The organism is Streptomyces sp. NPDC096205, assembly GCF_044763135.1.
Classification (GTDB): domain Bacteria; phylum Actinomycetota; class Actinomycetes; order Streptomycetales; family Streptomycetaceae; genus Streptomyces.
In genome coordinates this window covers 34,724-53,834 of record NZ_JBIWFS010000003.1, presented here as the reverse complement: position 1 = coordinate 53,834, position 19,111 = coordinate 34,724, and the positions used below count along the sequence as shown (strand labels likewise).

At 70.0% G+C, this 19,111-nt stretch carries 12 protein-coding genes, 4 tRNA genes and 1 pseudogene; 8 read left to right on the top strand and 9 right to left on the bottom strand.

Annotation, left to right across the window (positions count from 1 at the left end; translation table 11 throughout):
• The first annotated feature begins 19 nt into the window (after positions 1 to 19).
• Positions 20 to 1,093 (top strand): phosphoribosylformylglycinamidine cyclo-ligase, encoded by a 1,074-nt coding sequence (gene purM, locus ACIQ6Y_RS12600; protein WP_404036525.1) that lies wholly within the window; start codon positions 20 to 22, stop codon positions 1,091 to 1,093.
• 78 nt (positions 1,094 to 1,171) lie between these two features.
• Here the strand turns inward: purM and ACIQ6Y_RS12595 are convergent, their stop codons facing one another.
• Both ACIQ6Y_RS12595 and ACIQ6Y_RS12590 read right to left on the bottom strand, forming a co-directional pair.
• The gene (locus ACIQ6Y_RS12595) at positions 1,172 to 1,429 is read right to left on the bottom strand and encodes a DUF3073 domain-containing protein (RefSeq protein ID WP_055624925.1); all 258 of its coding nucleotides are present in this window, start codon (positions 1,427 to 1,429) and stop codon (positions 1,172 to 1,174) included.
• A gap of 303 nt (positions 1,430 to 1,732) precedes the next feature.
• Complete coding sequence (locus ACIQ6Y_RS12590) at positions 1,733 to 2,836, bottom strand: Leu/Phe/Val dehydrogenase (protein WP_404036522.1); 1,104 nt, start codon at positions 2,834 to 2,836, stop codon at positions 1,733 to 1,735.
• Positions 2,837 to 3,059: 223 nt separating this feature from the next.
• Between ACIQ6Y_RS12590 and ACIQ6Y_RS12585 the strand changes: the two genes are divergently transcribed.
• Positions 3,060 to 3,911, top strand: coding sequence for a hypothetical protein (locus tag ACIQ6Y_RS12585; RefSeq protein ID WP_404036519.1), 852 nt, complete (start codon positions 3,060 to 3,062; stop codon positions 3,909 to 3,911).
• A gap of 539 nt (positions 3,912 to 4,450) precedes the next feature.
• A complete protein-coding gene (bldC, locus tag ACIQ6Y_RS12580; protein WP_003949541.1) occupies positions 4,451 to 4,657 on the top strand; it encodes a developmental transcriptional regulator BldC in 207 nt (68 codons plus the stop codon).
• A gap of 407 nt (positions 4,658 to 5,064) precedes the next feature.
• On the opposite strand, the gene ACIQ6Y_RS12575 is transcribed toward bldC, so the two are convergent.
• From ACIQ6Y_RS12575 to ACIQ6Y_RS12545, 7 genes are all read right to left on the bottom strand, one after another.
• Positions 5,065 to 5,256 (bottom strand): DUF6274 family protein, encoded by a 192-nt coding sequence (locus ACIQ6Y_RS12575; protein WP_404036516.1) that lies wholly within the window; start codon positions 5,254 to 5,256, stop codon positions 5,065 to 5,067.
• Between the two features lie 264 nt (positions 5,257 to 5,520).
• Positions 5,521 to 5,595, bottom strand: a tRNA-Asp gene (locus tag ACIQ6Y_RS12570).
• A gap of 97 nt (positions 5,596 to 5,692) precedes the next feature.
• Positions 5,693 to 9,637, bottom strand: a complete 3,945-nt coding sequence (gene hrpA, locus ACIQ6Y_RS12565; RefSeq protein WP_404036513.1) for an ATP-dependent RNA helicase HrpA — start codon at positions 9,635 to 9,637, stop codon at positions 5,693 to 5,695.
• Positions 9,638 to 9,908: 271 nt separating this feature from the next.
• Positions 9,909 to 9,982, bottom strand: a tRNA-Phe gene (locus ACIQ6Y_RS12560).
• A gap of 24 nt (positions 9,983 to 10,006) precedes the next feature.
• Positions 10,007 to 10,081, bottom strand: a tRNA-Asp gene (locus ACIQ6Y_RS12555).
• Between the two features lie 49 nt (positions 10,082 to 10,130).
• Positions 10,131 to 10,203 (bottom strand) — tRNA-Glu (locus ACIQ6Y_RS12550).
• Between the two features lie 80 nt (positions 10,204 to 10,283).
• Positions 10,284 to 11,777 carry a metallophosphoesterase gene (locus ACIQ6Y_RS12545; RefSeq protein WP_404036511.1) on the bottom strand — a complete coding sequence of 498 codons (1,494 nt, stop codon included), beginning with the start codon at positions 11,775 to 11,777 and terminating at the stop codon, positions 10,284 to 10,286.
• Between the two features lie 95 nt (positions 11,778 to 11,872).
• Between ACIQ6Y_RS12545 and ACIQ6Y_RS12540 the strand changes: the two genes are divergently transcribed.
• The 5 genes and pseudogenes from ACIQ6Y_RS12540 (at position 11,873) to ACIQ6Y_RS12520 (ending at position 19,078) form a co-directional block, all read left to right on the top strand.
• Positions 11,873 to 12,223: a metallopeptidase family protein gene (locus ACIQ6Y_RS12540; RefSeq protein WP_404036508.1), complete on the top strand. Its 351-nt coding sequence runs from the start codon at positions 11,873 to 11,875 to the stop codon at positions 12,221 to 12,223.
• Positions 12,224 to 12,406: 183 nt separating this feature from the next.
• Positions 12,407 to 12,967, top strand: a complete 561-nt coding sequence (locus ACIQ6Y_RS12535; protein WP_404036505.1) for a hypothetical protein — start codon at positions 12,407 to 12,409, stop codon at positions 12,965 to 12,967.
• A 224-nt stretch (positions 12,968 to 13,191) separates the two neighbouring features.
• Positions 13,192 to 15,417 carry a DEAD/DEAH box helicase gene (locus ACIQ6Y_RS12530; RefSeq protein WP_404036502.1) on the top strand — a complete coding sequence of 742 codons (2,226 nt, stop codon included), beginning with the start codon at positions 13,192 to 13,194 and terminating at the stop codon, positions 15,415 to 15,417.
• A 290-nt stretch (positions 15,418 to 15,707) separates the two neighbouring features.
• Positions 15,708 to 16,013, top strand: a pseudogene (locus tag ACIQ6Y_RS12525) (FG-GAP repeat domain-containing protein); the annotation flags it as partial.
• On the top strand, positions 16,013 to 19,078 hold the full coding sequence (locus ACIQ6Y_RS12520) for an FG-GAP repeat domain-containing protein (RefSeq protein ID WP_404036499.1): 3,066 nt from the start codon (positions 16,013 to 16,015) through the stop codon (positions 19,076 to 19,078). The pseudogene ACIQ6Y_RS12525 and the gene ACIQ6Y_RS12520, both read left to right, overlap by 1 nt.
• The last annotated feature ends 33 nt before the right edge of the window (positions 19,079 to 19,111 follow it).

Genomic DNA, 19,111 nt, shown 5'->3' with positions numbered 1-19,111 from the left:
ACGAAAGTTCTCACCACACATGTCTGAGACAACTGGTGCCAGCTATGCGAGCGCGGGCGTCGACATCGAGGCGGGCGACCGCGCGGTCGAGCTGATGAAGGAGTGGGTGAAGAAGACGCAGCGCCCGGAGGTCGCGGGCCTCGGCGGCCTCGGCGGTTTCGCCGGCCTCTTCGACGCCTCCGCCCTCAAGCGCTTCGAGCGCCCGCTGCTCGCCTCCGCCACCGACGGCGTCGGCACGAAGGTCGACATCGCGCGCCAGCTGGGCGTCTACGACACCATCGGCCACGACCTGGTCGCCATGGTCATGGACGACATCGTGGTGTGCGGTGCCGAGCCGCTGTTCATGACCGACTACATCTGCGTCGGCAAGGTCCACCCCGAGCGGGTCGCCGCCATCGTCAAGGGCATCGCCGAGGGCTGTGTCCTGGCCGGCTGCTCCCTGGTGGGCGGCGAGACGGCCGAGCACCCGGGCCTGCTGGGCGCGGACGACTTCGACGTCGCGGGCGCCGGCACGGGCGTCGTGGAGGCCGACCGGCTGCTCGGCGCGGATCGTATCCGTACGGGTGACGCGGTGATCGCCATGGCGTCCTCCGGCCTTCACTCCAACGGGTACTCCCTGGTGCGGCACGTCCTGCTGAAGCAGGCCGGTCTCGCCCTGGACGCCCACATCGAGGAGCTCGGCCGCACCCTCGGCGAGGAGCTCCTGGAGCCCACCAAGATCTACTCGCTGGACTGCCTGGCCCTCATGCGCACCACCGAGGTCCACGCCTTCAGCCACGTCACCGGCGGCGGCCTCGCGGCCAACCTGGCCCGCGTGATCCCGGACACCCTGCACGCCACGGTGGACCGCTCCACCTGGACCCCGGGCGCGATCTTCGACCTCGTCGGCAGGACCGGCGACGTCGAGCGCCTGGAGCTGGAGAAGACCCTCAACATGGGCGTCGGCATGATCGCGATCGTGCCGCAGAGCTCCGTGGACGTGGCTCTGACGACGCTGGCCGACCGCGGGGTCGACGCCTGGGTCGCGGGCGAGATCACCGAGCGCGGCGAGCACACCACGGGCGCCGAGCTGGTCGGGGACTACGCGGTCTGAGCCGCGGGCCCGGCCTGCGGACAGCACAGAACCCGGTCGGTGGCAGTGCCACCGACCGGGTGAGTGCTCAATGCGTGGTCAAGCGCCGCGACGGTGTTGTGAAGAAGAGGGTCCGTCGTCTTCATCCTCGTCGTCGTCCTCATAGAGGTCGGCGTATCGAGAGTAAAGATCGTCCTCGTCATCCTCATCGTCCTCGAACGGCTCGCCGTTCGGCGGCTGGCTCGAAGTCGATGCGCCCAGTTCACTGGCCAGACGCGAGAGGTCAGTCCCACCGCTGTTGTACTTCAGCTGGCGGGCGACCTTCGTCTGCTTGGCCTTGGCCCGGCCGCGCCCCATGGCTCGACCCCCTCGGTGACGGGGCTCGACGGCCCCAGAGTCTGACACGCGTTCATGATCCGGAACGGAGCCTCCGCAGAGGTGCCGGTCCGTAGGGCTTCCACGGTACCTGAGCCCGCGCCCATACGGTACGTCGCCCGCAGCACGCGCGTGTGCACAGGACCTTCGAGGCGCCCCGTCCTCGCTGGTCAACGGCGATTTTAACCACTTATCGAGGGACGACCCGCCGGTAGAAGTGAGAGTTCTCTCCAACCGACCCCCGGCGGGTACCGCGCAAACCCCTGGCCCACGCTGTCCGGAACGTCAGCGTCCGCGCGCGGCGGCCGCCTCGTGCATCCGCTGCTCGGCGATCCGGTCGGCCGCGGCGGCCGGCGGAATCCCATCCGCCTTCGCACGTGCGAATATGGCCAGCGTGGTGTCGAAGATCTTCGCCGCCTTCGCCTTGCACCGCTCGAAGTCGAACCCGTGCAGCTCGTCGGCCACCTGGATCACGCCACCGGCATTCACCACGTAGTCCGGCGCGTAGAGGATCCCGCGGTCCGCGAGGTCCTTCTCCACACCCGGGTGCGCGAGCTGGTTGTTGGCCGCGCCGCAGACGATCTTCGCCGTCAGCACCGGCACGGTGTCGTCGTTCAGGGCCCCGCCGAGCGCGCAGGGGGCGTAGATGTCGAGGTCCTCGACGCGGATCAGGGTCGCGGTGTCGGCGACGGCCCGCACCCCCGTCGGGTGCGCCGCGAGGATGCGGCCCACGGCGTCCTCGCGCACGTCCGTGATCACGACCTCGGCGCCCTCCGCGCGCAGGTGCTCCACCAGGTGGTGGCCGACCTTGCCGACGCCGGCGATGCCGACCTTGCGGCCGCGCAGCGACGGGTCGCCCCACAGGTGCTGGGCCGAGGCCCGCATGCCCTGGTACACGCCGAACGCGGTCAGCACCGAGGAGTCGCCGGCGCCGCCGTTCTCCGGGGACCGGCCGGTCGTCCAGCGGCACTCGCGCGCCACGACGTCCATGTCGGCGACATAGGTGCCGACGTCGCAGGCGGTGACGTAGCGCCCGCCGAGCGAGGCCACGAACCGGCCGTAGGCCAGCAGCAGCTCCTCGCTCTTGATCTGCTCCGGGTCGCCGATGATCACGGCCTTGCCGCCGCCGTGGTCGAGCCCGGCCATGGCGTTCTTGTACGACATCCCGCGCGCGAGGTTCAGCGCGTCGGCGACGGCGTCCTGCTCGCTCGCGTACGGGTAGAAGCGGGTACCGCCGAGGGCGGGGCCGAGGGCGGTGGAGTGGATGGCGATGACGGCCTTGAGGCCGCTGGCGCGGTCCTGGCAGAGCACGACCTGCTCGTGGCCTCCCTGGTCCGAGTGGAACAGGGTGTGCAGTACGTCAGCAGGTGCGCCGGTTACGTCGGTCACTGTGGTGACTCCTGGGTAAGTAGCGGCGGTCGGGATGGGGGTCCCGTGCGGGTGGCGGGGCCCCGTTGGGCTGAAGAGTAGAGCGTCTTCGGGTCCGTCACCTCGCCGTGGTCAGGATCACCTACACACGGAGTACCCCCGTGGGACGATTCGGATAGTTTTCCCGTTCTTTGTGAGCGGGTTCCGCAGGTTTCCCCGGCAGGCGGCGGGGGAGGGAGCAGGCGTGCCCAAGGTGTCCTCGGTGATCGTCCCGTACGCGGCCTACTTGCGTGTGTACGAGCCGCTGGCCGCCTTCCCCGAGCCGGAACGCGACCACTGGACGCGCTACGCCCGCCGCCCCGACCGTCCGGGCTACCAGGACGAACTACGGCGCTCCCTGGCCGACTTGCTGCCCACCCCGCCGGTCGCGGTGCCGGTGCACGAGAGCGGCGACGCCTTCGTCCTTCAGGACGAGCGCGGCATCCACGTCTGCCCCTGGCGCACCCGGCTGCGCGGCTGGCAGGCCCTCGGTGATCTCGGCGAGGAGCTGCCCGCGTCGGTCCTGGACGCCGTACTGCCGCCGCTCGTGCGTGATCAGGCCGCGAAGGACTACGAGCGCTGGCTGGTCCGCAACCCCGACGCCCGGCCCTGGATCCGTACGGCGACCTGGCAGGTGCCGCTGAACTGGTTCGTGCTCGTCGCCGACGAGGAGCGGGAGTACGCCAAGGGCTCGGGCGACACCGGCGACGAGCCGCCCGTGCTGCGCTACCGCACCCCGATGGTGCAGGCCCGCCGCAGGGTCGCGCGGGGCCTGCGGGCGCTGAGGGACGCGATCGACGAGGGCCCGCTGATCGACGGCCTGGTGGACGTCGGGCGCTGGCTGGAGGAGTTCCACCCCCGCTCGCTGGTCGAGCTGGACTACGGCGGACTGGTGCACGTCCTGCCGGCGGGCGACCTGGAGGGCGATCACTCGGCCGCGGACGTGGCCGAGGGGATCGAGGCGCTGCGCCGGGGCGACGGGGTCGCGGCCGGGGAGGCGTACGGGCGGCTGGTGGAGCGCTGGCGCTCGGTGCGGGACCTGCGCTCGGCGAACTGAGCGTGCCCCCCGGACCGGGGACCTGACGCCGCAACAGAAACGACACCTTCCGAGTGACGTGCGTCACGGCCTGAAGGCTGTGCACCGCGTACGGTCGACCGCACTTCCAGAAGTTGACGGGACGTAGGTCCCGATCCGGGCGTTTACCCCAAGCGTGACAGACCGCACGTACGCGGCCCTTGCGCCCCTTGCCCCTCCTCGTGCCAAAATAGGACAAGGAGCCCGGGGAGGGCTCTTCTCAGCATTGCACGCTTAGGGGGGTCCGGTGACTCCTGATCGCTCTGTGACTGATCGTCACAGTCGCGTGACTGTCCGCTATGGCATGGTCCATCGGCTTCCGTCGCTGATGAACACCTGGGAGGGCAATTCCATCGGTTTGGCCGATGCGGCTGGACAGATGGTGTAGTTGTAGTGCCGAGGACAAGCCGTTCGTCCTATAACCGACTCGACTCGCGTCCGCCATTTCGGGCAACGCGGGTCAAGGTGCAGAATTTAGAGGAAAGAACCGAGAAGGTTCGGTTCTCCCGAGGAGGCCGCTCATGACCGCTCGCACCCCTGATGCCGAGCCGCTGCTGACCCCGGCTGAGGTCGCCACGATGTTCCGCGTCGACCCCAAGACGGTCACGCGGTGGGCGAAGGCCGGCAAGCTCACGTCGATCCGCACGCTCGGCGGGCATCGGCGCTACCGCGAGGCCGAGGTCCGCGCTCTGCTCGCGGGCATCCCGCAGCAGCGCAGCGAGGCCTGAACAACTCCATAACCGGGCAAACCGGCCGGACCCCCAACCTGGCCATGACGCCCGACCCATAGCTCCACACGACGTGGGACCTGCCCCAACAGGGCCCGTGTGTCGTTGATCGCGCTGGACTCCGCCGGGTCCAGCGCGATTTTTTTGTGCCCTTCGCGCCTACGGAGAGTGTCCGGCGGCGGGGTGGGGGAGGGCTGTGCATGGCCTGGGTGCGACCCCTGAAGACTGGTGCAATTGCACATATTAAATTGACCAGTTGTAGGAGTGGGGTAAGAACCACTGTTTCGGAAACTCGTCCGGTGACTCCCGTCACATGGCGCGGTACTTGTTGCCTCCGGCACCTCTGCGCTAGTGGAGGCGCAGGTTCCAGAGTCCCATCCCTGTACGGCTGTTGAGGCCGGCGAAGGTCACGAGCCGGAGGGTTCCTCGCCCTCCATGTCTCCCTCGGGGACCTCAGTACCCCTCGGTGCGGAATCCATGGCCTGCCGCAGCAACCGATGACACACCGGGCAGTGCCGCGTCAGATGCCGGTACGACGACGCCGCCGCCAGATGCGCCCGCAGCAACGCCCGCGTCTCATGCCTGACCGAAGCCGCCATACGCCCCCTCCAGCCCCCGTCCCGCCACGACCCTGCCTTCCGGGGTACCGAGGGAATGTGACGCCGTCAAGGCGGCTGTGGGGCCTTTGGAGGGTCGCCAGGGGGCTGGGGAAGCCTTGTCGGACCGGGCGGCCCTTGTCGAGGCAAACACGACTGAGGCCCGCATCCGGTATCGGATGCGGGCCTCGATCGGTCCTGGCGGGGTTTGCTGTGAGCATGAGTAAGGCCCGCGATCCCTTGCGGGTGCGGGCCCTACTCTCACTGCGGTCCTGACGGGATTTGAACCCGCGGCCTCCACCTTGACAGGGTGGCGAGCACTCCAAACTGCTCCACAGGACCAGGTTTCGCGGCGTTTCGCGTTTCTGCGTTGCGCTGCGAGAAGGACTGTACAGGAGGGTGAGCCCGCCGGTCGAACTCACCCTCAGTGCGGGTGCGGTTACGGGGCGGCGGCGTCGATCGCCTTCACGATCCGCTTGTCGGAGACGGGGTAGGCCGTGCCCAGCGCGTGCGCGAAGTAGCTCACCCGCAGCTCCTCGATCATCCAGCGGATCTCCAGGACGGAGGCCGGCACGGGCCGCCCCTTCGGCAACTGCTCCAGCAGCCACGCGTACTCGTCCTGCATGTCATGGACCTTCTCCATACGGGTCGTGTCCCGCTGGACCCCCGTGGGCATCTGCTGGAGCCGCCGGTCCGCCGCCACCAGATACCGCATCAGATGCGGCAGCCGCGCGATCCCCGCCTCCGTCACGAACCCCGGCCTCACCAGGGCGTCCAACTGCGCCCGGACATCCGCCAGGTTCGGCAGCAGCGCAGGGCTCCGTACGGCCTTCAGACGCCGCTCACAGGCCTGCCAGGCCGCCAGCACCTGCTGCACCTGTCCGACCGTACGCACCGTCGTGTCGACGATCTCCGCCCGCACCTTGTCGTACAGCTTCCGGTACGACTCCTCGTCCCACGCCGGCCCGCCGAAGTCGCCGATCAGCTTGTCCGCCGCCGCCATCGCGCAGTCGTCGAACAGCGCCTGCACCGAACCGTGCGGATTCGCCGACAGCGCGAGCTTCTGCGCGTTCGTCAGGCGATCGCTCGCGAACTTCGCGGGATTGACCGGGATGTTGCGCAGGATCAGCCGCCGCGTGCCCTTCCACATCGCCTCGGCCTGCTCGGCCTCGGTGTCGAAGAGCCGCACGGAGACCGTGTCGCCGTCGTCCACCAGCGCCGGGTACGCCTTCACCGGCTGCCCCGCCCGGCGCGTCTCGAAGACCCGGCTCAGCGAGCCGATCGACCAGTCCGTGAGGCCCCTGCGCTCCAGCGACTCCCCGCCCTCACGGGAGGCCGTCGCCGCGGCCGCCTGCGACAGCGCCTTGCGCGCCTTCGGCTTCAGCCGGAGCTTGAGCGCCTCCAGGTCCTTGTCCTCCGCGAGCTTGCGGCGGCGCTCGTCGACGATCCGGAAGGTGATGCGCAGATGGTCCGGCACCTTCGCCCAGTCGAAGTCGTCCGCCTCGAAGGGCACGCCGACCATCCGCTTGAGCTCACGCGCCATGGTGACCGTCAGCGGCTCCTGCAGCGGGACCGCCGTGTCGAGGAACCGCTTGGCGAAGTTCGGCGCCGGCACGTAATTGCGGCGGATCGGCTTGGGCAGCGACCGGATGAGCTCCGTGACCACTTCCTCCCGCAAGCCCGGGATCTGCCAGTCGAAGCCCTCGTCCGTGACCTGGTTGAGCACCTGGAGCGGGATGTGGACCGTCACACCGTCCGCGTCCGCACCCGGCTCGAACTGGTACGTCACCCGGAACTTCAGCTGGCCCTGCCGCCAGGAGTCCGGATAGTCGGCCTTCGTGACCGCCTCCGCCGACTCGCGGATCAGCATCTCCCGCTCGAAGTCCAGGAAGTCCGGCTGCTCGTGCCGCTTGTGCTTCCACCACGAGTCGAAGTGCGCCCCGGACACCACGTGTTCGGGCACCCGCTGGTCGTAGAAGTCGAACAGCGTCTCGTCGTCGACCACGATGTCCCGGCGCCGCGCCCGGTGCTCCAACTCCTCGACCTCGCTGAGGAGTTTGCGGTTGTCGGCGAAGAACTTGTGGTGCGTACGCCAGTCGCCCTCGACCAGCGCGTTACGGATGAACAGCTCGCGCGAGACCTCCGGGTCGACCCGCCCGTAGTTGATCTTCCGCTGGGCGACGATCGGCACGCCGTACAGCGTGACCTTCTCGTACGCCATCACCGCCGCCTGGTCCTTCTCCCAGTGCGGCTCCGAGTACGTGCGCTTGATCAGATGCCCGGCGAGCGGCTCCACCCACTCCGGCTCGATCTTCGCGTTGACCCGCGCCCACAGGCGGGAGGTCTCCACCAGCTCGGCCGACATCACGAAACGCGGCTGCTTCTTGAACAGTGCCGAGCCCGGGAAGATCGCGAACTTGGCGTTGCGGGCGCCCAGGTACTCGTTCTTGTTGCCGTCCTTCACGTCCTTCATGCCGATGTGCGACAGCAGACCGGCGAGGAGGGAGACATGGACGCGGTCGGCGGGGGCGTCGTCCTCGCTGAGGTGGATGCCCATCTGCTTGGCGACCGTGCGCAGCTGGCTGTAGATGTCCTGCCATTCGCGAATGCGCAGGAAGTTCAGGTACTCCTGCTTGCACATACGCCGGAACGAGCTGGAGCCGCGCTCCTTCTGCTGCTCACGCACGTACCGCCACAGGTTCAGATACGCCAGGAAGTCGCTGGTCTCGTCCTTGAAGCGGGCGTGCTGCTGGTCGGCCTGCGTCTGCTTCTCGGCCGGCCGCTCCCGCGGGTCCTGGATGGACAGTGCGGCGGCTATGACCATGACCTCGCGGACACAGCCGTTCTTGTCGGCCTCCAGCACCATCCGGGCCAGCCGCGGGTCCACCGGCAGCTGGGCCAGCTTGCGGCCGGTGTCCGTCAGCCGCTTGCGGGGGTCCTTCTGCACCGGGTCCAGCGCGCCCAGCTCCTGCAGCAGCTGCACGCCGTCACGGATGTTGCGGTGGTCCGGCGGGTCGATGAACGGGAACTTCTCGATGTCACCGAGCCCCGCCGCGGTCATCTGCAGGATGACGGACGCCAAGTTCGTCCGCAGGATCTCCGCGTCCGTGAACTCCGGCCGCGCGAGGAAGTCCTCCTCGCTGTACAGCCGGATGCAGACACCGTCGCTGGTCCGGCCGCAGCGGCCCTTGCGCTGGTTGGCGCTGGCCTGCGAGATCGGCTCGATCGGCAGCCGCTGCACCTTGGTGCGGTGGCTGTAGCGGGAGATACGAGCGAAGCCGGGGTCGATGACGTACTTGATGCCGGGGACCGTCAGGGACGTCTCCGCCACGTTCGTCGCCAGAACGATCCTGCGCCCCGTGTGCGGCTGGAACACCCGGTGCTGCTCGGCGTGCGACAGCCGGGCGTAGAGAGGGAGGACCTCGGTGAACCGGTACTGCTTCTTGTTCAGGGCGTCAGCGGTGTCCCGGATCTCCCGCTCACCGGAGAGGAAGACGAGGATGTCGCCCTTCCCCTCGCCCATCAGCTCCTCGACCGCGTCCGTGATGGCCGTGATCTGATCGCGGTCGGCGTCCTCGGCGTCCTCCTCCAGCAGCGGCCGGTAGCGGACCTCCACGGGATACGTCCGCCCGCTGACCTCGATGATCGGCGCGTCCCCGAAGTGCCGGGAGAACCGCTCGGGATCGATCGTCGCGGAGGTGATGACGACCTTGAGGTCGGGCCGCTTCGGCAGCAGCTGGGCGAGATAGCCCAGCAGGAAGTCGATGTTGAGGGACCGCTCGTGGGCCTCGTCGATGATGATCGTGTCGTACGCCCGCAGCTCGCGGTCCGTCTGGATCTCGGCGAGCAGGATGCCGTCCGTCATCAGCTTCACGAAGGTGGCGTCCGGGTTCACCTGGTCGGTGAACCGCACCTTCCAGCCGACGGCCTCCCCGAGCGGGGTCCGCAGCTCCTCCGCGACGCGCTCCGCGACCGTGCGCGCCGCGATACGCCGCGGCTGGGTGTGCCCGATCATCCCGCGCACACCCCGACCGAGCTCCATACAGATCTTCGGGATCTGCGTGGTCTTCCCGGACCCGGTCTCACCGGCCACGATGACGACCTGGTGATCGCGGATGGCGTCCGCGATCGCGTCCTTCTTCTGGCTGACGGGAAGCTGCTCGGGATAGGTGATCGCCGGCACCTTCAGGCGCCGCCCGGCCATCCGCTCCTCGGCCCGGGCGACCTCCGCCTCGATCTCCTCGAGCACGGCGGCCCGGGCCTCCGGCTTACGGATCTTGCGGGCACCCTCCAGCCTCCGCCCGAGCCGGTGCGCATCGCGCAGCGACAACTCGGTCAGACGGGCGGCGAGGGAGCCGAGGGCGGAGGCAGGCTGCGTAGACATACGCGATCCAGGATCTCATCCCCGCCAAATTCCTGGCGAACGCTTTTGCTCCGCCCCCTGTCCGTCAGCCACCCGACCCCTGTCCGTCAGCCGCCCGGCGCCTGCGGCTCCCGCTGCGCGGGCGGCCTTCGACGTAGTCCTCGCTGCCGCTGCCCACGAAGTGCCGAGGGCCGGGGTCCAGGTGGACGGGCCGCGAGGACCAGACGGCCTCCCAGTCCCTGTGAGCGACGAAAACCCCCTCCGGTTTGCCCGGAGGGGGTTTTCGTTCTTGTGGCTGGGGCCGGGGTCGAACCGGCGACCTATCGCTTTTCAGGCGATCGCTCGTACCAACTGAGCTACCCAGCCACGAGGCTTCCGAGGAAACCTCAGCGGTCCTGACGGGATTTGAACCCGCGGCCTCCACCTTGACAGGGTGGCGAGCACTCCAAACTGCTCCACAGGACCTTGCTTTTGTGTGCGAGCGACAGGCTCAAGTGTCGCACACCGTACTGCGTGCCCCCAACGGGATTCGAACCCGTGCTACCGCCTTGAAAGGGCGGCGTCCTAGGCCGCTAGACGATGAGGGCTATCGGCCCGCCTGGGCGCTTCTCAGCGCGTCGGGGACGTGAGAAGCATATGGGATGGCGGGAGGTATCGCCAAAACGGTTTACGGGGAGGTCGTGGAGGGAGTCGTGGGAGGCGTCGGGGAGGCCGAGGACGCGCCGGGGGTGTTCTCCTCCGGCAGGTGGCGGCTGACCTCGGCCGTCGTGAGGCCGAGGCCGCCCAGGCGGATCTCGTCCCAGGCCTGGAGGCGGCGGGTTCCGCGGTCGAAGTAGAGGATCGAGGTCTCGATCGGGTCGGGGTGTTCGCCTTCGATCGCGCGCAGGCCGCTGCCTCCGGTGGAGCCCTCGATGCGCAGGCGTGTGCCGTACTTCAGGACCTCCATCTCCTGGTGGTGGAGGTGGCCGGACAGGACCAGCGGGACCTCGCCGTCCGTCTCGCGGGCCGCCGAGGGCTCGTGGGCCACGGCCACGTCCACCGGTGTCCCCGCCGCGCGCTGGTCGCGCAGGGCCGTCGCCAGGCGGGCACCGGCCAGTTCCTGGGAGGTCTCCTGCTCCTGGGAGCGGTCGGGGGTGAACTGGGGGTCGCCGATGCCGGCGAAGCGCAGGCCCGCGATCGTCGTGGCCCGGCCGTCGTCGAGGACGTGGACGTTCTTCAGGCCCTTCAGGTAGCGCTGGGTCACGCGGGAGTCGTGGTTGCCGCGGACCCAGACGTAGGGCGCGCCGAGGTCCTCGATCGGGTCCAGGAAGCCGTTCTCCGCGGCCGTGCCGTGGTCCATGGTGTCGCCGGAGTCGACGATGACGTCGACGTCGTACTGCTCCACCAGCGAGGCGATGATCTTCCAGCTCGCGGGGTTGAGGTGGATGTCCGAGACGTGCAGGACGCGGATGGTGGAGGGGTCGGGGGTGTAGGCGGGGAGCGTGGACGTGGCGTCGTAGAGCTTGGTGACGTTGGTGACCAGGCGGGCGAGTTCCTTCTGGTAGACGTCGAACTCGGTGACGATGCTGCGTGCGTTGCCGACCAGGGAGGGGGCGGAGGTCAGCAGGCCGGAGAAGCGGGGTTCGAGGACGGACTTGGGGTTCCAGGTGGCGTACGCCGTGATGCCGGAGGCGGTGAGCAGGGCGAGGGCGAGGCCGCCTGCGGTGAGGGCGCGGCGGGGGCGGCGGTAGACGGCGAGGCCGAGGGCGGTGGCGCCGGAGACGACGGCGACGCAGGAGCGGACGGCGAGGTCGAGGGTGCCGCGGCCGACGTCCTGGGCGACCTCGTCCTGGAGGCCGGAGAGGCGCTCGGGGTGGTCGACGAGGGCCTGGGCGCGGGCGGGGTCGAGCTGGTCGACGTTGACGTCGAGGCGCACGGGGGCGGTGTGGCTGTCGAGGTGGAGGGCGCCGAGCGGGGAGACGTTGATCTTGGTGCCGCCGGTGAGGGAGGGGCGCAGCGTCATCGTCGTGTCCATGGGGCCGACCGGGGTGCGGACGTTGCCGACGATCAGCAGGCCCAGCCAGGCTCCGACGAGGACGACGGTGAGGAGGCCGAGGGAGCGGAGCCAGGGGTTGGGGCGGTCGTCGAGCGTGGGGCGGGGCGGGGCGGTGACGCGGGCCATTGGTGCCGTATGCCCCAGGCTGCGGGCTCGTATGCGGGGATTTCGCCGCGTCCCCTACAGGGGTGTACGGGGGTGTCGTACCGGACAATGGCGGTGTGCTGGAGATGACGCGCGAGGAGTTCGAGGAGCTGGTCTCCGAGGCGCTGGACCGGATTCCGCCGGAGTTGACGCGGTTGATGGACAACGTCGCGGTGTTCGTCGAGGACGAGCCGCCGACGGAGGACCCGGAGCTGCTCGGGCTGTACGAGGGGACTCCGCTGACGGAGCGCGGTGAGTGGTACGCGGGGGTGCTGCCGGACCGGATCACGATCTACCGGGGGCCGACGCTGCGGATCTGTGAGTCCCGCGAGGACGTGGTCGCGGAGACGGAGATCACGGTGGTGCACGAGATCGCGCATCACTTCGGGATCGACGACGAGCGGCTGCACGCGCTGGGTTACGGCTGAGCGCGGCTGCCGGGGCCTGTCTTCGGGACCTTGCCGGCGTCGCGGGGCGGCGCGTACATCTGCCTGGCCCTTGCAGTCGGCCTGATCCGGACAGCGGGCCCTGGGCCGGGGTGGCGTGTCTTCTTGTGGGCGGCGGGAGTTGGGCAGGGCGACTTCCCGCCGCGCCCCCGGAGGTGGCTGCCCGTGCGCTCCATGTACGTACCCGTCCGACTGGCCGCCACGGTGGTGGCGGTCGCCGCTGCCGCCGGCTGTATGAGCGTGGGAGACGACGACGGCAAGGGCGCGCCGCCCGCGCACTCGGCGGGGGAGCGGGGCGGTGAGGCGCCGGAGGGCGGTGTCCCCGCGCCGGGTGTGGGTGCCGGGTACGACGGCGGGGGCGGTGGCGGCGGTGGTGCGGCCGGTGGCGATGAGGATCCGCGGCCGAAGGGCGGAGAGAAGGGCGAGGCGAAGGGCTCGGCGGTGCCTTCGGTGTCGCCGTCGGTGAGTGCGAGCGCGTCGGCGTCGGCGCCTGACCGGCCGGGTCGGCCGGGTCGGCCGCCGGGTCGGCCGGGCGAGCCGGAGCCGACGCGGGCGGAGCCGACGCCGACGAAGGCGGAGCCGTCGCCGGAGCCCCCGCCGACGCCGACCGAGCCCGCGCCGTCACCGACGCCGACCGAGGCGGAGCCGTCGTCGTCGGCGCATCCCGAGCCGGGTCCGCAGCTGGAGCAGCGGGAGCCGGCGCCGGCCGCGGGAACTCCGGCGTAGTCGCCGCACGGGCCTGACCTGCGAGAACGGGGCGAGTTTGCCTTCAGGGGTGGTGAGTGCGTATGGTGGTAGATCGTTTGATCCCATTTGCCCGGCGCCACAACAGAGCGCGCCGTGTGGCGCGTACTCTCCCTTGCCGTGGCGGACCGCATTGAGGCGGTCGTATGCGAATCACGGAGTTGACGGGCGCGTGCCGATGAGACTCCGGAAGGTTTCGCATACGCATGTCCATTTCCAGCACTGATCACACCGTCCTGCCCGAGGACATCGAGAACGTCGAGACGGACGTCGAGACGATCGTCGACGGCGTCGAGAACGCCGAGACGGTCGAGGCCACCGACGCCTCCGACACCCCCGACGCCCCCGAGCTCACCTTCGCGGACCTCGGTCTGCCCGAGGGTGTCGTGCGCAAGCTCGCGCAGAACGGCGTGACCACCCCCTTCCCGATCCAGGCCGCGACCATCCCGGACGCGCTGGCGGGCAAGGACATCCTCGGCCGGGGCCGTACCGGTTCCGGCAAGACCCTCTCCTTCGGTCTGCCGACGCTGGCCCAGCTGGCCGGCGGCCGCACCGAGAAGAAGCGCCCGCGTGCGGTCATCCTCACGCCGACCCGCGAGCTGGCCATGCAGGTGGCCGACGCGCTGCAGCCGTACGGCGACGTCGTGGGCCTGAAGATGAAGGTCGTCTGCGGCGGTACGTCGATGGGCAACCAGATCTACGCCCTGGAGAAGGGCGTCGACATCCTGGTCGCCACGCCGGGCCGACTGCGCGACATCATCAACCGCGGCGCCTGCTCCCTGGAGGACGTGCAGATCGCCGTCCTCGACGAGGCCGACCAGATGTCCGACCTGGGCTTCCTGCCCGAGGTCACCGAGCTGCTCGACCAGGTGCCCGCGGGCGGCCAGCGGATGCTGTTCTCCGCCACGATGGAGAACGAGATCAAGACCCTCGTCGACCGTTACCTGACCTCGCCCGTCCTGCACGAGGTGGACGCGGCGCAGGGTGCGGTCACGACGATGTCGCACCACATCCTCATCGTGAAGCCCAAGGACAAGGCGCCGGTCACCGCCGCGATCGCCTCCCGCAAGGGCCGCACGATCATCTTCGTCCGCACCCAGCTGGGCGCCGACCGTGTCGCCGAGCAGCTGCGCGAGGCGGGCGTGAAGTCGGACGCGCTGCACGGCGGCATGACGCAGGGCGCGCGCACCCGGACGCTGGCGGACTTCAAGGACGGTTACGTCAACGTCCTGGTGGCCACGGACGTCGCCGCCCGCGGTATCCACGTCGACGGCATCGACCTGGTGCTGAACGTGGACCCGGCCGGTGACCACAAGGACTACCTGCACCGCGCCGGCCGTACCGCCCGTGCGGGCCGTACCGGCACGGTCGTGTCCCTGTCCCTGCCGCACCAGCGCCGCCAGATCTTCCGCCTGATGGAGGACGCGGGCGTCGACGCCTCGCGCCACATCATCCAGAGCGCCGGCGCCTTCGACCCGGAGGTCGCCGAGATCACCGGTGCCCGGTCGATGACCGAGGTGCAGGCCGAGTCGGCGGGCAACGCCGCCTCGCAGGCCGAGCGCGACGTGGCGCACCTGACCAAGCAGCTGGAGCGCGCCCAGCGCCGTGCCACCGAGCTGCGCGAGGAGGCCGACCGCCTGGTGGCGCGTGTGGCCCGCGAGCGCGGCGAGGACCCGGAGGCGGCCGTGGCCGCGGCGGCCGAGGCGGCTGTCGTCGCCGAGGTGTCCGTGCCGGAGCAGCCTGCGGCGCAGGATGTGGACCGGGTGGAGCGGACGGAGCGCTCCGACCGTGACGAGCGCCCGTACGAGCGCCGTGAGCGCCGTGACGACCGCGGTGGTTTCAACCGCGACCGTCGTGACGACCGCGGTGGCCGTTCCTTCGAGCGTCGTGACGACCGTGGCGGCCGTTCTTTCGAGCGCCGTGACGACAACCGCGGTGGCTTCAACCGGGACCGTCGTGACGACAACCGCGGTGGCTTCAACCGCGACCGCGACGACCGTGGCGGCCGTTCTTTCGAGCGCCGTGACGACAACCGTGGCGGCTTCAACCGGGACCGTCGTGACGACAACCGCGGTGGCTTCAACCGCGACCGTGACGACCGTGGCGGCCGTTCCTTCGAGCGCCGCGACGACAACCGTGGCGGCTTCAACCGCGACCGTCGTGACGACAACCGCGGTGGCCGTCCCTTCGAGCGCCGCGACGACAACCGCGGTGGCTTCAACCGCGACCGCGACGACCGTGGCGGCTTCCGCCGTGACGAGCGCACCGGTCACCGCGGCAGCGACCGTCCCTTCAACCGCGACCGCCAGGGCGACCGCCCGGGCTTCCGCACCGGCGGCCACGAGCGCCCCTACGGCCGCCGCGACGACCACCGCAGCGGCGGCTCCTTCGGCCGCCGCGAGGACAAGCCGCGCTGGAAGCGCAACGGCTGAGTCCTGAGGTCCGACTGAACGCCGTGGCCCCCACCCGAACGGGTGGGGGCCACGGCGTTTTTGCGCCTGATCGCGGCTCGGTAATCCCTTACTGCGCGCCTGTGAACCGGCTGTAGGATCAGCTCACTTTTGCTGGGGCGGACGCGACGGCCGGGGGGCCAGGGACACCGGGGAGCGGTGTGCGTCCTGCCTCGTCTCTTTGGGGAGGGACCCTTGAACTCGCGTGTACGCGCGCGCTCTTCCGCGTTCCGGCGTGGCCGGATCACCTTCGCTCTGGTGGGCCTGGCCGCGGCGCCGGCGACCTCACCGGTGACGGTATCGCTGACGTGCTGGCGCGCGACCGGGCTGGGACGCTGTGGCGGTACGACGGCACGGGGACGGGCACGTTGAAGGGCCGCGTGAAGGTGTTCTCGAACTGGGGTGCCTCGTACAACGCGGTCGTGGGCGTCGGTGACATCACCGGCGACGGCAAGAACGACCTGGTGGCACGCGACACCGCGGGCAACCTGTACCGCCAGAACGGCACCGGCAAGGGGTCCTTCGCCGCGCGCGTGAAGATCGGCACCGGCTGGCAGACCTACAAGGGGATCTCCTGATGCGCAGGACTTACAGACTCGCGGCCCTGTCCGCGGTGCTCACGCTGGGGCTGAGCACGCTGCTGCCGGCCGCTTCGGCGGTGGGGGAGGAGGCACCGCAGGAGACGGTGGTGCCGGCGACGATGCGGAGCAGTCCTCTGACGGCGCGGCTCAGCTACCACGACACCACGGTCGGTGGTGAAGCCGCGGGTGCCGAGGGGGTCGTCCACTGGCTGGAGGGATCCGGAGTCGTGTGGACGCGGTACTCGGACGGCCGGTCCCACACGGTGCCGGCACAGCCGCCGGAGGTCGTGACCAGGTACGGGACAGGAACCGACGTTCTGGCGTCCCGCTACAGCGACGGCCGCGTCGAACTGTGGAACGCAGTGGACGGAACGACCCGGACCCTGCACATTCCCGAGGGCCACACCCTGTCCGGCGGTGTGATCGGCAGCACGGCCATCACCTACGTCTACGTCACCGCCGAGGACGGGACCACCCGGCGGGAGTTCCACCTGCTCAGCCCGGGACCTGACGGAAGCACGCGTGACGTGGTCGTGAGCGGCATGCCGGAGGGCATGAACAACCTCGCGCCGAGGAGAGGGGACGCCCGGGAGCTGTACTTCAGCGGCACGGTCGACGGCAGCACCCGTCTGGTGTCCGTCGACGCCGAGAGCGGGCTCGTCCGAGGCTGGACGCCCAGCCGGCTCCTCGGCAGCTACGTCGTGATGTCCGCCGACCACGTCGTCGCGTACAACGGAAGCACAGCCACAAAGGCGTACGTCTATTCCCGCACCGACCTCTCGGCGCCCCCGGTCGAGGTGCCGCTGGACACCGCCGACGGGTCCTATCCCGCGCGTCATCTCTCTGTGGTGGGGGACTGGCTCGTCAGGCAGCCGTCCAGCGGCAAGGTGATCGCGGTACCGATCGGCGGCGGTACCCCCGTCACCTTGCTGGCCTCGTCGAACTACGGCATCTCCGTCTCGTCGTACGGCAGCGCGGTCGTCGTCGGCGGCTCCGGCTACGACGACTGGGGCATCCGGCGCATCCAGGAGACCGAGGACGGCAAGCTCGTCGTCACCAAGATCAAGGACCTGCCGATCCCCCCGTACCGGATCCGGGGTCTGGCTCTCGACCAGGGACGGCTCCTGGTCGCCGAAGACAACGTCAGCTCGGGCCGAGGTCTCGCCGTGCGGACCGTCGCGCCCACCGGTACGCCCGAGTTCAGTAACTTCACGGCCTACGACGGCGAGAGAGCGCTGGGCGACTGCCCGACGACCGAGGGAGGCTGCCGACTGCACGGCACAGCCGACAGCCGTGCGGTCTGGCTGACGCAGTACCCGGGAACAGACGACCAACTGGCGGCCAACGGCCCTCGGCTCCACGACTCCTGGATGGACATCGTTCCCGACGGCGGTCAGGTCACGGACGTGTCCGGCCGCTACCTGATCCACACGGCAGCGTCCCGGCAAACCGTGTTCGAGATCGGCGGCTCCACTCCGGTCGCCACGCGCCCGCCCCGCGCTGCGGCTCTTTCCGGCCACGTCCTGTGGTCGGCGGGCACGACCCCAGGCAACGTCACGCTGTACAACCTGGTCACGAAGAAGACCGCCGGGACCGTCACCACGGACGCGGGGTGCGTCCCGACCGAACTCCAGTCGGTCGGCCGCTACCTGTACTGGACCTGTGACGGCAGGGCCGGTGTCTACGACCGTACGGCGAAGAAGTCCGTCCGGGTGCCGGCCGGTGAGGCCAAGCTCGGTGACGGGTTCGTCGTCACCCACGACAAGCAGGCCGGGAAGCTGACGCTGACGACCGTCGCCGGCGGCGCCCCCGTGAGCCGGGTGATCGGGGACCTGCCGGACACCGGTGTCTCACAGCGGGACGTGCGCTGGACGGTCGACGAGGCCGGCGCGAACGCCGCGTACGTCGACGGCGAGGAGCAGGTGCACCTGGTGCCGTCCGGGGTGCCGCAACAGCCCCTGCGGTTGCTGACGTCCGTGGAGAGCCCGGCGCTCGTCAAGGCACGTGAGGTCGGCACGCCGGACACCCTGGCCGCCATGCTGCTGTCGAAGCCGTCGGTGAGCTGGCGGCTGACCGTGCGGAACAAGGTCACGGGCCAGATCGTGGACACACGCTCCGGAGGCGCGGCGCGCGGAGAGCTGCGCATCGGCTGGGCCGCTACGGACGCCAAGGGCGCGATGCTGCCGCACGGCACCTACGTGTGGACGCTGGAGGTCGCGCCGGCGGACGGCGTCGGTGCCCCGTTGCAGGTGGGCGGCACGGTCGAGGTGTACGGCAAGGCGCCGTACCGTGATCACTCCGGCCCCTCGGACCAGCCGGACGGCGTCGGTGACCTGCTCACGCTCAGCTCCTCCGGCCTGATGACGTTCCACAAGGGCAACGGCAAGGGCGCCTTCTCCGGGACCGTGTTCATGCCCGGCTGGTCGACCAAGGTGACGGCGGTGCCGTTCGGCGATCTGGACGGCGACCGGTACAACGACGCGCTCGTGCGGATGCCTGACGGTTCGCTGCGCGGCTACACGGTGCCGAACGGCTCGGCACCCATGCTGGGGCAGCCGTACAAGAATCTCGGCACCGGCTGGAACGCCCACAACGTCCTCACCTCCCCCGGCGACCTCACCGGCGACAAGCGCCCCGACCTGCTGGCGAGGAGGGCGTCGACGGGTGACCTCTACCTGTACGCCGCGAAGAGCGACGGCACCCTGGCGTCCGCGAGGAAGATCGCGTCCGGCTGGGGCATCTACACCAAGGTCGTCGGGGCCGGGGATCTCACCGGTGACGGCATCGGGGACGTGCTGGCGCGGGACCGGGCCGGGGCGCTGTGGCGGTACGACGGCACGGGGACGGGTGTGCTGAAGGGCCGGGTGAAGGTGTTCTCCAGCTGGGGCGTCTCCTACAACGCCGTAGTCGGCGTAGGCGACATCACCGGCGACGGCAAGGCCGACCTGGTCGCGCGGGACACCGCGGGCAACCTGTACCGGCAGAGCGGCACCGGCAAGGGGTCGTTCGGGGCCCGGGTGAAGATCGGGTCGGGCTGGCAGGGCTACAAGGGCCTGTTTTAGCCAAGCTGTGACGCATGTCACGCCCCCGGTGAG

Excerpts from the sequence above, each read along its gene's own strand:
- purM (WP_404036525.1), top strand. The coding sequence starts at position 20 with ATGTCTGAGACAACTGGTGCCAGCTATGCGAGCGCGGGCGTCGACATC.
- ACIQ6Y_RS12595 (WP_055624925.1), bottom strand. The coding sequence starts at position 1,429 with ATGGGGCGCGGCCGGGCCAAGGCCAAGCAGACGAAGGTCGCCCGCCAG.
- bldC (WP_003949541.1), top strand. The coding sequence starts at position 4,451 with ATGACCGCTCGCACCCCTGATGCCGAGCCGCTGCTGACCCCGGCTGAG.
- ACIQ6Y_RS12575 (WP_404036516.1), bottom strand. The coding sequence starts at position 5,256 with ATGGCGGCTTCGGTCAGGCATGAGACGCGGGCGTTGCTGCGGGCGCAT.
- hrpA (WP_404036513.1), bottom strand. The coding sequence starts at position 9,637 with ATGTCTACGCAGCCTGCCTCCGCCCTCGGCTCCCTCGCCGCCCGTCTG.
- ACIQ6Y_RS12545 (WP_404036511.1), bottom strand. The coding sequence starts at position 11,777 with ATGGCCCGCGTCACCGCCCCGCCCCGCCCCACGCTCGACGACCGCCCC.
- ACIQ6Y_RS12530 (WP_404036502.1), top strand. The coding sequence starts at position 13,192 with ATGTCCATTTCCAGCACTGATCACACCGTCCTGCCCGAGGACATCGAG.
- ACIQ6Y_RS12520 (WP_404036499.1), top strand. The coding sequence starts at position 16,013 with ATGCGCAGGACTTACAGACTCGCGGCCCTGTCCGCGGTGCTCACGCTG.